The organism is Cellulomonas bogoriensis 69B4 = DSM 16987 (assembly GCF_000767165.1).
GTDB classification, from domain to species: Bacteria; Actinomycetota; Actinomycetes; order Actinomycetales; family Cellulomonadaceae; genus Actinotalea; species Actinotalea bogoriensis.
Genome location: NZ_AXCZ01000007.1, coordinates 1 through 14,485, shown reverse-complemented (window position 1 = coordinate 14,485; position 14,485 = coordinate 1). Strand labels below are relative to the sequence as shown.

Genomic DNA, 14,485 nt, shown 5'->3' with positions numbered 1-14,485 from the left:
GGTCCGACGGCCCCGTCGCCGCGCCGCCGCGCTGTGTCCGGACGGCACACCGGACGGCACACCGGGCGGCCTCCCGCACGCCGGGGCCGGGAGGTGGCACCCTCAGAAGCTGACGTAGGGAGGTGCCATGAGCGAGCTCACGCTGATCGGCCTGCACGAGGACGGCGAGCACGTCGTGCTCCAGACGCGGGACGGCCAGAAGCTACGCCTGCCCATCGACGAGGCCCTGCGGGCTGCCGTGCGACGCGACCGACCCCAGCTCGAGCAGGTTCGCGCCGAGCGCGCCGCTTCGCTCCCACCACGAGAGATCCAGGCGCGGGTGCGCGCCGGGGCGAGCGCCGAGGAGGTCGCCGAGGAGTCCGGGACCGCCGTGGAGCTGATCCGCCGGTACACCGGGCCCGTGCTCGCAGAACGGGAGTACGTCGCCGGCCAGGCGCAGCAGACACGCATCGGGCACGACCTCGGTGCACCGCTCCTCGGCGAGCTCGTCACCGACCGGCTCGCGACCCGAGGCGTCGAACCCGGGTCGATCCGGTGGGACGCGCGCCGCCCCGGCCCTGGCAGCTGGACGGTGGAGGTCAGCTTCTCGGTGCAGGGCACCCAGAGGTCGGCCTCCTGGACGTACGACCCCACCGCCAAGACCGTGCGTGCGGAGGACGACGAGGCTCGTTGGCTCTCGGAGACCGAGCTGGTCGACGGCCCGATCCCCCGCCGCCATCTCGCGGCGGTGCCCATGGGCGACGCCGATGTGGACGCGGCCCTCCGGCCGCTCCTGGCCCAGATCGACCCGGCACCCGCAGTGCCCGAGGACGAGCCTGACCCGGTCGACGAGGCCCAGGCGATCCTGGACGACCTGACCGACCGGCGCGGGGTCCGCCAGTCGCTGGACCTGGACGACCTCGACGAGCGTTTCGAGGGGTTCGGACCCCAGCACGCCTTCGACTTCGACCTCGACGCACCTGACCCACCCGTCCCACCCGGCCCCGTACCCGCTGCGCATCCTCCTGCGTCACGACCGGACCAGGCGACCGACGCCCAGGTGCTCCCGATGCCGTCCGTGCCACAGCCGGTGTCGGTGGACCCACCGCACGATGCGTCCACCGACACCGCACCGTCCGGCAACGCGCCGTCCGGCAACACACCGCAGGCGCGGACGACCTCGCATCCCTCGGGGGGGCCACGCCCCGAGGCGGACGTCGACGACGGGCGCAAGGAGCAGCCCTCCCAGAGGCAGCGCCAACGCAAGGGCCGGGCGTCAGTTCCCAGCTGGGACGAGATCGTGTTCGGAGCCAGACCCGAGTAGCGTCCTGGTTCCCCGCCCCGCCAGGCGCGTCCACCTCACAGGAGCGTCTGGGGTTCTCCGGATACCGCCCGCGCCACCTGGGACGTCATGCGACGCATGTGGTGCCGACGGCACAGGACCTCGTACTCGACGTCGGCCCCTGCCGCGGTGTCCCCGACGACCACCTGCTCGCCCTCGACCACCATGGCACCTGCCACGGTCCGGGCGTTGTGGGTGGCGCGCGAACCGCACCAGCACAACGACATGACCTGGAGCACCTCCACCCGGTCCGCCAGCTCGATCAGGCGCGCCGAACCGGGGAACAGCCGGGTCCGGAAGTCGGAGGTGATCCCGAAGGCGAACACGTCGACGCCCATCTCGTCCACGAGGGCGGCGAGCTGCTCGACCTGGTGCGGGCTGTAGAACTGCGCCTCGTCGCACACCAGGTAGTCCACCCGCTCCCCCCGGGTCCGCAGTCGCACCACCACGTCCCAGAAGTCCGTGGCGTCGTCCACCTCGGTGGCGGCACGGCGCAGGCCCAGGCGGGAGGACAGGACGTCGGCCCCGGCCCGGTCGTCGCGCGTGAAGACCACCCCTCCCCTGCCGCGGGCGGCGTGGTTGTGGTCCAGCTGCAGGGCCAAGGTGGACTTCCCGCAGTCCATGGTGCCGCTGAAGAAGACGAGCTCGGCCACCGTCAGGCCACCACCAGCAGCGGGACGTCCAGCTCGGCGCTCGTCAACGACCCGTGCATCCCCCGGAGCGCGAGCGAGGCCTGGGTCTGCGTCCGGGAGTCACCCACGCCACCGGATCCGGTCGCCAGCACCACGAGGTCTCCCAGGACCGGCAGCACGTGCTCGGCGACCGGACCGAACCAGCCGGCCGCGACCGCCTCGTCCCGGGAGGCCACGAGCGCCGTGCCCTCCAGCCGCGAGCGCCAGCGGCTCAGGACGGCGTCCTGCTGGCCGGGCCGGACGTGCACGTGGGCTGCGCGGGGCTCGCCCGCGACCAGGTCCACGCCGGCGAGCAGGTCGCGGTTGCGGGCGACGTCGACGATCGCGCGGGGGTCCACGTCGACCATGCCGTGGTCGGCGGTGATCATCAGGAGGGTGCCGGGCGGGAGTGATCGTGCCAGGCGGGAGATCTCACGGTCGGTGGCTGCGAGCTCCTCGGCCCACTCCCGTGAGCGCCAGCCGTGCTGGTGGCCGATCTTGTCGACCTCGCCCCAGTAGAGGTAGACCAGGCCGGGGGCGGAGAGCTCGAAGACGGTGGCGTCGACGCGGTCGCGCAGGGACTCGGCGGCGACGAACCGTCCTCCGCCCAGGACGGCGTCGGTGAGGCCTGAGCCGCCGAAGCGGGCCGGGGCGACCGAGGTGACCTCGATGCCCTTGGCGGTGAGTCGCTCGAAGACGGACGGTTCGCGCTGCCACTGGCGGGCGGGTGGTGCCCCGTCCCAGGAGACGAGGTTCGCGAGGGTGCCGGTGGTGGGGTTGCGGACGGTGTAGCCGGCCATGCCGGTCAGTCCGGCTGGGCGGCCGGTGCCGAACAGGCCCATGGCGGTGGCGGTGGTGGTGGGGAACCCGGTGGTCAGGGGGTCGCCGGCGTCGAGGAGGCCGGCGAGGAAGGGGGCGTGGGTGGCGCGTCGGGCGAGGAGCTCGTAGCCCATGCCGTCGACGAGGACCACGCAGACCCTGGGGGCCCGGGGTAGGTCGAGGCGGTGGCGTGCGGCCTCGTCGGCCTCGTCGCCGGCCCCGAGGGCGGCTGCTGCTGCGGGGAGGACCGAGTCCAGGCAGCGGCCGCCGTAGTCGGGTGGGCGCAGTCCGGCGGCTGCGGCCCGGGTGGTGAGGTCGGTGTGGCTCATGAGCGGCCGGCGACGGCCGCGGACAGGGCTCGGGCGAAGTCGAGGGCCGCCCGGACGGCTGCCTCGCCCTCGGCGTGGGCCGAGACGCGGACGACGGCGTCGTCGGGGCTGCTGGTACCGGTGAGTCCGTGGTCGGCGTCGCACGCGGGGTCGCCGCACCCGGCGGGTTCCAGGTCGATCCTGCGGACGGCGCCCCAGCCGAGTGCGAGGGTGAGCTCGGCGGGTACGGCCCCGGGTCGGTGCCGTGCGGGGTCGGGGACGACGTGGGTGACGCCGACCGAGTGCAGGCGTCCCAGGGGGACGGACTCGGTGGTGGCCGAGGCGCTGGCGGAGGGGTGCTCGCGGTCGGCCGGGTGGTCGTCGACGTGTGCGAGCAGCAGGCGGGTCGGGGTGAGGACCAGGACGGTCAGGTGCCGGCGCACCTCGACGGAGTCGAAGGTCGTCTCCGGGTGGACGAGGTAGGCGGTCACCTCCTCGCCCCCGAGCGCGACGTCGACGACGTCGCCCACCAGTTCGGGGTAGTAGCCCGCCAGGTGGAGGCTGTGGCGCAGTTCGTGTGTCGCTCCGTGCACGGGTCCATCTTCCCACCCCCGTGCGCCGGGTGCGGTCACCGGGGTCGGTGCCCTGTGGGTGGTCAGACCAGGGCGCGGCGGGGGCCGTCGGCCCGCCCTGCCTCGGCGAGCTCGATGCGGGCGGCCAGGACGTTGGCGCCACCTTCGGACGCGACGACGGGGTGGAGCTCGAGGTTGTGCAGCGCGGGCAGGTCCTCCGCCATGGTGGCGACCCGTGCGAGGACGTCCTCGAGGGCCGGGACGTCGACGGGGGGCAGGCCCCTGTACCCGAAGAGGCGGGGTCCGGCGCGCACGGTTCGGATCATCTCGCTGACGTCGACGTCGGTGAGGGGCGCGACGGCGTAGGCGACGTCGCCCAGGAGGTCGATGGCGTCGCCGGCGAGCCCGAACGAGACCACAGGGCCGAAGCGGGGGTCCTCGGCGGTGCGGACGACGCAGGCGACGCCGCCGGGCGCCATCTTCTGCACCTCGAAGGTCGGGTCGGGAACGCCCAGGCCGATGAGGCGGTCCCGCATCTCCTGCAGGTCGTCGGTGAGCTCGTCGGGGGTGGCGACGTCGAGCCGGACGCCGCCCAGGTCGATGCGGTGCCGCAGGTGCTCGGCGGCGCACTTGAGCGCGACGGGCCAACCGACCTCGTGGGCGGCGGCCACGGCCTCGGGGGTCGTGCGCACCGCTCTGCTCTGCCAGACGTGGACCCCGTAGCAGGCGAGGAGCTCACGCGTGTGGTGCTCCTCCAGGCGTCGGACCTCGCCTGCGGGCGGGGTCATCGCTTCCACCAGGGCTCGGGCGCGGGTCCGGTCGACTCCGGTCGGCGCCAGAGGGGCGCCCCGGTCGGTCGCACGCCACGCCGCGTACCGGGACGCGGCGGCCAGGGCGAGGACGCCGTCCTCGGGAGTTGCGTACGCGGGGACGGTGTGCGGCCTGCCGTCGGGCGCGGCCGCGGTGAGGCCTTCGGTGACTCCGTGCAGACCGGTGACGCACGCCACGGTGGTGCGGTCGGAGATCGCGGCACGCTGGGCGATGCAGGCGGTCGTCGTGGGGTCGGGGTCGCCCAGGACGGGGACGTGCACCACGACCACGGAGTCGCAGTCCTGGGCGGCGTAGACCTCCGCGAGCGCGGTGTCGAGGTCGTCGGTGGTGCCGGTGGGTGTCTCCTGCGGGATGGTGGTGCGTCTGGTCACGGTGAGGCCGGCGGAGGAGGCCGCCTCGGCGACGAGGGCGGTGAGGGCCTCGGAGCTGGCGACCACGGCGACGCGTCGTCCGCGGGGCAGGGGTTGGTGGGCCAGGAGCTGGGTGACGTCGAGGAGCTGGTGCGGGGTGTCCACACGCAGGACGCCGGACTGGCGCATGATCTCGTCGAGTGCCTGGCGGGGTGCGCGGGTGCGGCGGATGGCGTGGCCGGCGGGGACGACGTGCCCCGACCGTCCGGCGGTGAGGACGACGACGGGTTTGGCTGCGGCGAGCCTGCGGGCGACCCGGGTGAACTTGCGGGGGTTGCCGATGGACTCCAGGTAGAGGGCGACGACGTCGGTGCGGGGGTCCTCGGTCCAGAACTGCATGAGGTCGTTGCCGGAGACGTCGGCGCGGTTGCCCGAGGAGACGAAGGTGGAGACGCCGAGCCGGCGGCGGCGTGCGGACTCGAGCATGCCGACGCCCAGGGGGGCGGACTGGCAGAAGAGCGCGGTGCCCCCGTCGGGTGGCAGGTGGGCGGTGAGTGTCGCGTTGACGGTGGTGGTGTCGGTGGTGCGGCGCAGGAACCCGAAGGACCCGGGTCCGAGCAGGCGCATGCCGGCGGCGTGGGCGGTGCGGACGAGGTCCCGTTGGCGGGTGAGTCCGTCCGTGCCGGTCTCGGCGAACCCGTCGCTGAGGACGACCACGGCGCGGGCGGTGGCGGCGGGGTCCTGCAGGACGGTGCGTGCGTGGGTGCTGCGGACGGCGAGGACGAGGAGGTCCACGGGTGGGACGTCGGCCGTGCGGGGCCAGGTGCGGACCGAGGGTGGTGCCTGGGCGGGGCCGACGTGGTGGACCTCGGGCCGGGGGGCGGGGTCCGTGGCGGTGAGGGAAGCCAGTACGGCCTCGGCGAGGGGGGCGCCGTGGTCGTCGGAGACGACGAGGACGGCGCGCGGGCTGAGGAGGGTGTGGACGCTGCGGGCCTCGGCGCGGTGCTCGCGGTCGGCCATGACGGCCAGGGAGCGTTCGGTGGGGTCCAGGCCGAAGGTGACGGTGACGATCCCGTCGTCCAGGTGCTGGGTGACCTCGTAGCCGGCCTCGCGGAAGATGCCGAGCATCTGGGCGTTCTGGGGCAGGACCTCGGCGGTGAACCGGCGGATGCCTCGTTCTCTGGCGGCGGCGGCGAGGTGCTCGAGCAGGACCGAGCCGAGCCCGCGGCCGTGGTGGTCGTCGGCGACGTTGAAGGCGGCTTCGGCGGTGCGGCCCTCGACGCGGTCGTAGCGTGCGACGGCGATGATGCGTTCGTGGTCGCCGTGGCCGGTGACGGCGACCAGGGCGACGCGGTCGACGTGGTCGACGTGGGTGAACCGGGCCAGGTCGCGCTCGGGCAGGCGGGCCAGGGGTGCGAAGAACCTGAAGTAGGTGGAGCGCTCGGACTGGCCGACGTGGAACTGCTGCAGCGCGGGGCCGTCGGCGGTGCGGATCGGTCGGACGTGGGCGGTCCCGCCGTCCCGCAGGACGACGTCGGCCTCCCAGTGCACGGGGTACCGGTGGTCCCGGTCCTGATCCTCCTCGACCATGGTCCCAGCCTAGGGTCTGGGCGCCGGGTCGCCGGGCCGGGGGTGGTCGCGGTGGACGCGGGTGGCGGGGCAGGTCCCTGCCTGCGCCACAATGGTGCGTCCCGCCCGTGTACCTGAGGAGCACCGACGCGATGGCCCGCCGCACCACCGGCCCGTCCGAGCAGCCCGTCGCCGAGACGATCGTCGACATCGACGTCGCCGCGGAGATGCAGGGATCGTTCCTGGAGTACGCGTACTCGGTGATCTACGCCCGGGCCCTGCCCGATGCGCGGGACGGGTTGAAGCCTGTGCAGCGGCGGATCCTGTTCCAGATGTCCGACATGGGTCTGCGGCCGGACCGCGGGCACGTGAAGTCCGCGCGTGTGGTGGGCGAGGTGATGGGCAAGCTGCACCCGCACGGTGACACGGCCATCTACGACGCGCTGGTGCGGATGGCGCAGCCGTTCTCGCTGCGCCTGCCGTTGGTGGACGGGCACGGGAACTTCGGGTCCTTGGACGACGGTCCCGCGGCGCCGCGGTACACGGAGGCGCGACTGGCGCCGTCGGCGATGGCGATGGTGTCGGGGCTGGACGAGGACGAGGTGGACTTCGTCCCGAACTACGACAACAAGCTGACCCAGCCCGAGGTGCTGCCTGCTGCGCTGCCGAACCTGCTGGTCAACGGTGGTTCGGGGATTGCGGTGGGGATGGCCACCAACATGGCCCCGCACAACCTGGTGGAGGTGGTCGCTGCGGCCCGGCACCTGGTGGACCACCCGGACGCGACGCTCGAGGACCTGATGCGGTTCGTCCCGGGGCCGGACCTGCCGACCGGCGGCAAGATCGTGGGCCTGGACGGGGTGCGTGATGCGTACGCGACGGGGCGTGGGTCGTTCCGCACGCGTGCCACGACCCGGGTGGAGAACGTGACGCCGCGGCGCAAGGGCATCGTGGTGACCGAGCTCCCCTACCTGGTGGGCCCGGAGAAGGTGATCGAGAAGATCAAGGAGGGCGTCCAGGCGAAGAAGCTCGCGGGGATCAGCAACGTCCAGGACCTGACCGACCGCAAGCACGGGCTCCGTCTGGTGATCGAGGTCAAGTCGGGCTTCAACCCCGAGGCGGTCCTGGAGCAGCTCCACCGGTACACCCCGATGGAGGACTCGTTCGGGATCAACAACGTGGCGCTGGTGGACGGACAGCCGCGGACCCTGGGTCTGCGGGACATGCTGACGGTGTGGGTGGACCACCGGCTGGACGTGGTGCGACGTCGGTCGGCGTACAGGTTGGAGCGGCGCCGGGAGCGCCTGCACCTGGTGCAGGGCCTGCTGATCGCGATCCTGGACATCGACGAGGTCATCCAGGTGATCCGCGGCTCGGAGACCGCCGACTCGGCGCGGGCACGGCTGATGGACGTGTTCGACCTGTCCCAGCCGCAGGCGGAGTACATCCTGGAGCTGCGGCTGCGTCGGCTGACGAAGTTCTCGCGCATGGAGCTGGAGAAGGAGGCCGAGACGCTCGCGCAGGAGATCGCCGAGCTGGAGGCGGTCCTGGGTGACGACGCCCGCCTGCGGGCCGTGGTCAGCGGGGAGATGGCTGCGGTCGCAGAGACGTACGGCACACCCCGGCGCACGGTACTGCTGGAGTCGGCCGGAGGTGCCGGCCCGGTGGCGGCACGCAACGCCACTCCCCTGCAGATCGAGGACTCCCCGTGCCGGGTGGTGCTGTCCGGGACGGGGTTGCTGGCGCGGACGTCCGACGACTCCCCGTTGGACCGTTCGGGTTCCCGACGCGCCCACGACGCGGTGCTCGCGGACGTGGTGACGTCCAGCCGCGCCGAGATCGGGGTGGTGACGGACCTGGGCCGGGTGCTGCGCCTGCACGTGGTCGACCTGCCCGCGTTGCCGCCCACCCAGGGTGCGGTGTCGTTGTCCGGCGGTGTGCCCCTGGAGGAGGTCGTGGGCCTCGGCGACGGCGAGCGTGCGTTGGGCCTGGTGCCGCTGGACGGTCAGGGCCCGACCCTGGTCCTGGCCACGGCCCGCGGCGTGATCAAGCGGGTGGCCGGCGAGGCGGCCCCGAACCGGGACACGTTCGAGGTGATCTCCCTCAAGGACGGTGACCGCGTGGTGGGCGCCGCCCGGTGCGAGGACGAGGACCACCTGGTGATGGTGACCTCCGACGCCCAGGTGCTGCGCTTCGCGGCGGACCTCGTGCGGCCCCAGGGCCGGTCGGCGGGCGGCATGGCCGGGGTGCGGCTCGCGGACGGGCAGCGGGTGGTGCACCTTGCGGCGGTCGCCCCGTCGGCGGTGGACGAGTCCGTGCTGGTGACGGTCGCCGGGACCGCCGGGGCGCTGGCGGGGACGCAGGCCGGAACGGTCAAGGTCACTCCCTTGGGGGTGTACCCGACCAAGGGACGCGGGACCGGTGGTGTGCGCGCGCACAGGTTCCTGCGGGGCGAGGACACGCTGCTGACCGCCTGGGCGGGTGTGGGTCCGCGCGCGGTGGGTGCCGCCGGCCAGGAGGTCCGGCTACCGGCACCCGACACGCGCCGTGACGGATCTGGCACACCACTGCCGCTGCCTGTGCACGCCATCGGCTGACCGTCCGGGCAGGCGCCGCCCGCGCGGTCTCACATCTCGACGCTGTACAGGACCTGTCGGTGTCCGGACTCGTAGCCGAGGCGGCGGTACAGGTCGTTCGCACCGGTGGGGTTGTCGGCGTCCACGTCCAGGCACGCGTACTGCATGCCGGCTTCGCGGTAGGCCGACATGACCCAGGCGAGCATCGCGACCGAGAGCCCGCGTCCGCGCCACGCGGGGCGTACGCCCACGCGGTCGGTGTACCCGCAGCTGTAGCCGAGCACACTCCACTCGTGCTCGTACCGGGAGGACATCGCGTACCCGACCACCTCGGGCGCGCGACCGCGGACGTCGAGCGCCACGCATGACCACTCGGGCCGCGTGGCCAGGCCGTGGCCCCAGGTCTCGGGGGTCTGCGGCTCGGAGCCCCAGTGATCGGCGAACGCGTCGTTGTGCGCCCGGCGGACGGCGTCGTCGAGGTCCGGGGACCAGGGCCGGATCTCGAGGCCCGCAGGCGGCTCGACCGGTGGCAGGGGGGCTCCCAGGTCCCGCCTCATGTGGGTGTACCACCGCACCGGGCTGAACCCTGCCGCGGCGTACAGCCGTCGCTGGTCGCGGGCGTCCTCGTCGACGTGGACCGCCAACCTGGCAGGCAGGTCCTTGCCCGTCTCGACGAGCTTCTGCCGTCCCCGACCCTCCATCCAGTGCAGCACCGCCCGCCCCACCCCACGGCCGCGCCACACGGGGTGCACCCCGCCTCGCAGGAACGCCCGCACCGTCCGGGTGTCCCCCGGCCGGACCTCGACCACGGCGTAGGCCCGCAGGGTCCCTGCGTCGTCGAAACCCCCGAGGCTGTCCCGTCCCAGGTCCTTCCACTCCCCGAGGAGCAGGGCGTGGACCTCGCTCCGGCCCTGCCTGGAAGGCCGCCGGTCGACGGTCTCGATCGCACGGACCAGGGTGAACAGCGCGTCGCCGTCGGCGTCGGTCAGAGGGCGCCAGCCGAGCTCGAGGTGCGCGGGCGGCAGGTCGAGCTCCCCAGGGGCGTCGACGCGATCGGCGATCGGTTCGAGCGTGCTCACACCCACCAACCTAGGCGATGTCCGGATGCCCCCCGGACGCCGTCCACCGCGCAGGTCGTGCTGGTGCACCGCCTCCGACCCCGAGGCCTCACGCGTCGATGCGTGCGCGGTCCAGCTGGGCCGCACCTGCCACGATGAACTCTCGCCTGGGCGCGACCTCCGAACCCATGAGGAGCTCGAACACCTTCTCCGCACCGGCGGCGTCCTGCGCGGTGACCCGGCGCAAGGTCCTCTTGGCGGGGTCCATGGTCGTCTCGGCCAGCTGGTCGGCGTCCATCTCCCCCAGACCCTTGTAACGCTGGATGTCGTCCTTGTAGCGGCGACCGGTCCGTTGCAGGCGCGCGAGCGTCGCTGCGAGCTCGGCCTCGGAGTAGGTGTAGATGTACTCGCCCTTGCGGGACCCGGCCCCCAGGACCTCCACGCGGTGCAGCGGAGGTACTGCCGCGAACACCCGTCCGGCGTCGACCAGGGGCCTCATGTAGCGGAAGAACAGCGTGAGCAGCAGCGTCCGGATGTGGGCCCCGTCGACGTCGGCGTCGGTCATCAGCACGACCTTGCCGTACCTGGCCGCCTCGAGGTCGAAGCTGCGCCCGGACCCCGCTCCGAGGACCTGGATGATCGCGGCGCACTCGGCGTTGCGGAGCATGTCCGAGATGGAGGCCTTCTGCACGTTCAGGATCTTGCCCCGGATGGGCAGCAACGCCTGGAAGTCCGAGCTGCGGGCCAGCTTGGCGGTCCCCAGGGCGCTGTCCCCCTCGACGATGAACAGCTCGGAACGCTCCACGTCGTCGCTGCGGCAGTCGGCGAGCTTCGCCGGCAGCGCCGAGCTCTCCAGGGCGTTCTTGCGCCGGGAGATCTCCTTCTGCTTGCGTGCCGAGATCCGCGCCCGCATCTCGGCCACGACCTTGTCCAGCACCAGGCTCGCCTGCGACTTCAGGTCCCGCTTGGGTGAGGTCAGCAGCGCCGTGAGCTCGGACTCCACGACCTTGGCGACCACCGACCGCACCGGCGCGGTGCCCAGCACCTCCTTGGTCTGGCCCTCGAACTGCGGCTCGGCCAGACGCACCGTCAGCACGGCGGTCAACCCTGCGAGGACGTCGTCCTTCTCGATGCGTTCGGAGGAGTCCTTGGTGGACACCTTGAGACGTCGTGCGTTCGCCTCGACCTGCTTGCGCACCGTCTTGACCAGGGCCTGCTCCATACCCGTCAGGTGCGTGCCGCCCTTGGGCGTCGCGATGATGTTCACGAACGTGCGCACCGTGGTGTCGTAGCCGGTGCCCCATCGCATCGCCAGGTCGACCTCGCAGTCGCGCTGGACCTCACGCGGGCTCATGTGGCCCTTCTCGTCGAGCACGGGCACGGTCTCGGTGAACGACCCCGACCCGGTCAGGTGCCACACACCGGTCAGGGGCGTGTCGGGCGCGAGGTGGTCGACGAAGTCCACGGTGCCCCCGTGGTGGACGAACGTCTCCTCGTGCGGACCGTCCTGACCCGGGGTGCCCGGCACCCCACGCTCGTCCCGGACCGTGACGGTCAGCCCCGGCACCAGGAACGTGGTCTGCCGCACACGTGCCACCAGCTCCTCGTAGGAGAACTGGGCGGCCCGGGGGAACACCTGCCGGTCGGCCCAGTAGCGCACCCGCGTGCCCGTGCGCGCCTTGGGCACCTTGCCCACGACCGCGAGCTCGGAGGAGGCGACGAACGGGGTGAACGGAGACTCCGGGTCGGGCTGCGCGCCGTCCTCGAACACCCCCGGCTCCCCCCGGTGGAACGTCATCCGGTGGGTGCGGCCACCGCGGTCCACCTCTACGTCCAGGCGCGCCGACAGCGCATTCACCACGCTGGCGCCCACCCCGTGCAGACCGCCGGAGGCCGTGTACGACCCCCCACCGAACTTGCCGCCCGCATGCAGCTTGGTGAAGACGACCTCCACACCGGTCAACCCCGTCTTGGGCTCCACGTCAATGGGGATGCCGCGCCCGTTGTCGCGCACCTGCACCGAGGAGTCCGCGTGCAGCACCACCTCGATGCGGTCGCAGTGCCCGCCGAGGGCCTCGTCGACCGAGTTGTCGATGATCTCCCACAGGCAGTGCATCAGGCCCCGGGAGTCGGTGGTCCCGATGTACATCCCGGGGCGCTTGCGGACCGCCTCCAGGCCCTCCAGCACCGACAGGTGGCGGGCGGAGTAGCTCGACTCTGGCAACGTGCTGGTCACGGTGCCCGAGCCTAGACGCTCCGGGCCTCATGCCCGAACCGGGTCCGAGCCGCGTCCTGTGCGCCTCCTGGTCCCCTTCCCGTCTACGCGGTCAGCGAACCGGCGCGCCAGGATCGCGCAGCCGATGGTTTCATGGAGCGGTGACTACGACGACGACATCCCCGCTCACCGCGGCCGACCGCTGCGACCGCTGCGGCGCCCAGGCGTACGTGCGCGTCGTGCTCGAGGCCGGCGAGCTCCTGTTCTGCGCACACCACGCACGTCACCACGCCCCCGGGCTGGCGGACGTGGCGGTCCACATCCAGGACGAGACCGACCGACTCCTGGAGGAGCACGGCGCCGGCGCACGCTGACAGCGCCCCACCCCCCACCCCACCGACGACGGTGAAGGCCCGGACCCCTACCGCTGGTCCGGGCCTTCGCGCGTCCGTACCGAGGAGCATCCCGTGGACCTGACGGCTGTCCTTGTCGGCGTGGCCATCCTGATCGGCCTGGTGGGGATCGTCGTCCCGATCCTGCCCGGCACGCCCGTCATCGCCACGGCGATCCTGGTGTGGGCGATCCTGTCAGGTGACGGCGCGGCGTGGGCCGTGACCGTCGTGGCGCTGGTGCTCCTGGCGATCGGCTGGTCCGCGACCTACGTGCTGACCGGGAGGCGGGTCCAGGCCGCCGGTGTCCCGACCCGGTCGATCGTCCTCGCCGGGTTGGCCGGCATCGTGGGGTTCTTCGTGATCCCCGTGGTGGGCCTGTTCCTGTTCTTCGTCGGGGGCCTGCTGCTGGCCGAGTACGTGCGCCTGCGGGACCTGGACCGCGCACGTGCCACGACCTGGGTGGCCGTCAAGGCCACCGCGCTCGGCCTGGTCATCGAGCTCGCCCTGGCGCTGCTCGCGGCCACCACCTGGTTGGTCGCCGTGATCATGGGCGTCGGTGGTTGACCGTCCTCACCAGCGCGCCCCGGGCGCAACCGTGCACCCGGGGCGCGAAGGACGTCAGTCGAGGTAGTCGCGCAGCACCTGCGACCGGCTGGGGTGACGCAGTTTCGACATCGTCTTGGACTCGATCTGGCGGATCCGTTCGCGGGTGACCCCGTAGACCTTGCCGATCTCGTCCAGCGTCTTCGGCTGACCGTCGGTCAGCCCGAACCGCATCGAGACCACGCCGGCCTCACGCTCGGACAACGTGTCCAGCACCTGGTGCAGCTGCTCCTGCAGCAGGGTGAAGCTCACCGCGTCCGCGGGCACCACGGCCTCGGAGTCCTCGATCAGGTCACCGAACTCGCTGTCCCCGTCCTCGCCCAGCGGAGTGTGCAGCGAGATGGGCTCCCGACCGTACTTCTGGACCTCGACGACCTTCTCAGGGGTCATGTCGAGCTCTTTGGCGAGCTCCTCGGGGGTGGGCTCGCGACCGAGGTCCTGCAGCATCTGCCGCTGGACCCGTGCGAGCTTGTTGATGACCTCGACCATGTGGACGGGGATGCGGATGGTCCGCGCCTGGTCGGCCATGGCACGGGTGATCGCCTGGCGGATCCACCACGTGGCGTACGTGGAGAACTTGTACCCCTTGGTGTAGTCGAACTTCTCCACCGCACGGATCAGACCGAGGTTGCCCTCCTGGATCAGGTCCAGGAACAGCATCCCGCGGCCGGTGTACCGCTTGGCCAGCGACACCACCAGCCGCAGGTTCGCCTCCAGGAGGTGGTTCTTGGCGCGCCGACCGTCCGAGGCGATCCACTCCAGCTCCCGCCGGAGCCGGGGCTCGAGCTTGTCTGCGCCCGCGAGCTTCTCCTCGGCGAACAGGCCGGCCTCGATCCGCTTGGCGAGGTCGACCTCCTGCTCGGCGTTGAGCAGCGCGACCTTGCCGATCTGCTTCAGGTAGTCCTTGACCGGGTCGGCGGTCGCGCCGGCGGTGACGACCTGCTGGGCGGGAGCGTCGTCGTCGTCGGCGTCGGAGACCGTGAAGCCGGTGTCCTCCGAGGTCCCGGCTGCCGGGGCAGGAGCATCGGTGTCCGCGGGACCGGCGGCCTCCGCGGCCTCGGCGCCCGCCGTCTGCTCGGTGGCGTCGTCGGCCGGCTTCGCCTTGGCACGGGAGGTGGTCTTCTTGGCCCCGGTGGCGCGCGACCTGGTGGCGCGCGGCTTGGCGGGTGCCTCACCGTCGCCGCCGGTGGTGCCCTCGTC

At 72.5% G+C, this 14,485-nt stretch carries 11 protein-coding genes; 4 read left to right on the top strand and 7 right to left on the bottom strand.

Features of this window, described 5'->3' with window-relative positions; genetic code table 11:
* Positions 1-127: 127 nt before the first annotated feature.
* Complete coding sequence (sepH, locus tag N869_RS01600; protein WP_035056891.1) at positions 128-1,303, top strand: septation protein SepH; 1,176 nt, start codon at positions 128-130, stop codon at positions 1,301-1,303.
* Positions 1,304-1,338: 35 nt separating this feature from the next.
* On the opposite strand, the gene N869_RS01595 is transcribed toward sepH, so the two are convergent.
* From N869_RS01595 to N869_RS01580, 4 genes are all read right to left on the bottom strand, one after another.
* Entirely contained in the window at positions 1,339-1,974 is a 636-nt protein-coding gene (locus N869_RS01595; RefSeq protein WP_035056890.1) for a thymidine kinase, read from the bottom strand.
* A gap of 2 nt (positions 1,975-1,976) precedes the next feature.
* Entirely contained in the window at positions 1,977-3,140 is a 1,164-nt protein-coding gene (locus N869_RS01590) for an alkaline phosphatase family protein (RefSeq protein WP_035056889.1), read from the bottom strand.
* Positions 3,137-3,712 (bottom strand): DUF5998 family protein, encoded by a 576-nt coding sequence (locus N869_RS01585; RefSeq protein WP_035056888.1) that lies wholly within the window; start codon positions 3,710-3,712, stop codon positions 3,137-3,139. Before N869_RS01585 ends, N869_RS01590 begins: the two co-directional genes overlap by 4 nt.
* A 62-nt stretch (positions 3,713-3,774) precedes the next feature.
* A complete protein-coding gene (locus N869_RS01580) occupies positions 3,775-6,462 on the bottom strand; it encodes a bifunctional acetate--CoA ligase family protein/GNAT family N-acetyltransferase (protein WP_035056887.1) in 2,688 nt (895 codons plus the stop codon).
* 131 nt (positions 6,463-6,593) lie between these two features.
* Here N869_RS01580 and N869_RS01575 point away from each other — a divergent pair, with 131 nt between their 5' ends.
* On the top strand, positions 6,594-9,038 hold the full coding sequence (locus N869_RS01575; protein ID WP_035056927.1) for a DNA gyrase/topoisomerase IV subunit A: 2,445 nt from the start codon (positions 6,594-6,596) through the stop codon (positions 9,036-9,038).
* Positions 9,039-9,067: 29 nt separating this feature from the next.
* Here the strand turns inward: N869_RS01575 and N869_RS01570 are convergent, their stop codons facing one another.
* Complete coding sequence (locus tag N869_RS01570) at positions 9,068-10,096, bottom strand: GNAT family N-acetyltransferase (protein ID WP_052104846.1); 1,029 nt, start codon at positions 10,094-10,096, stop codon at positions 9,068-9,070.
* Between the two features lie 88 nt (positions 10,097-10,184).
* Positions 10,185-12,311 carry a DNA gyrase/topoisomerase IV subunit B gene (locus N869_RS01565; RefSeq protein WP_035056884.1) on the bottom strand — a complete coding sequence of 709 codons (2,127 nt, stop codon included), beginning with the start codon at positions 12,309-12,311 and terminating at the stop codon, positions 10,185-10,187.
* A 140-nt stretch (positions 12,312-12,451) separates the two neighbouring features.
* Between N869_RS01565 and N869_RS01560 the strand changes: the two genes are divergently transcribed.
* Both N869_RS01560 and N869_RS01555 read left to right on the top strand, forming a co-directional pair.
* Positions 12,452-12,664 carry a DUF7455 domain-containing protein gene (locus N869_RS01560; RefSeq protein WP_035056882.1) on the top strand — a complete coding sequence of 71 codons (213 nt, stop codon included), beginning with the start codon at positions 12,452-12,454 and terminating at the stop codon, positions 12,662-12,664.
* Positions 12,665-12,757: 93 nt separating this feature from the next.
* Positions 12,758-13,246, top strand: a complete 489-nt coding sequence (locus N869_RS01555; RefSeq protein WP_035056880.1) for a DUF456 domain-containing protein — start codon at positions 12,758-12,760, stop codon at positions 13,244-13,246.
* A 54-nt stretch (positions 13,247-13,300) separates the two neighbouring features.
* Here N869_RS01555 and N869_RS01550 read toward each other — a convergent pair.
* Positions 13,301-14,485: RNA polymerase sigma factor (locus tag N869_RS01550; RefSeq protein ID WP_052104841.1), on the bottom strand; the 1,185-nt coding region annotated here is incomplete at its 5' end.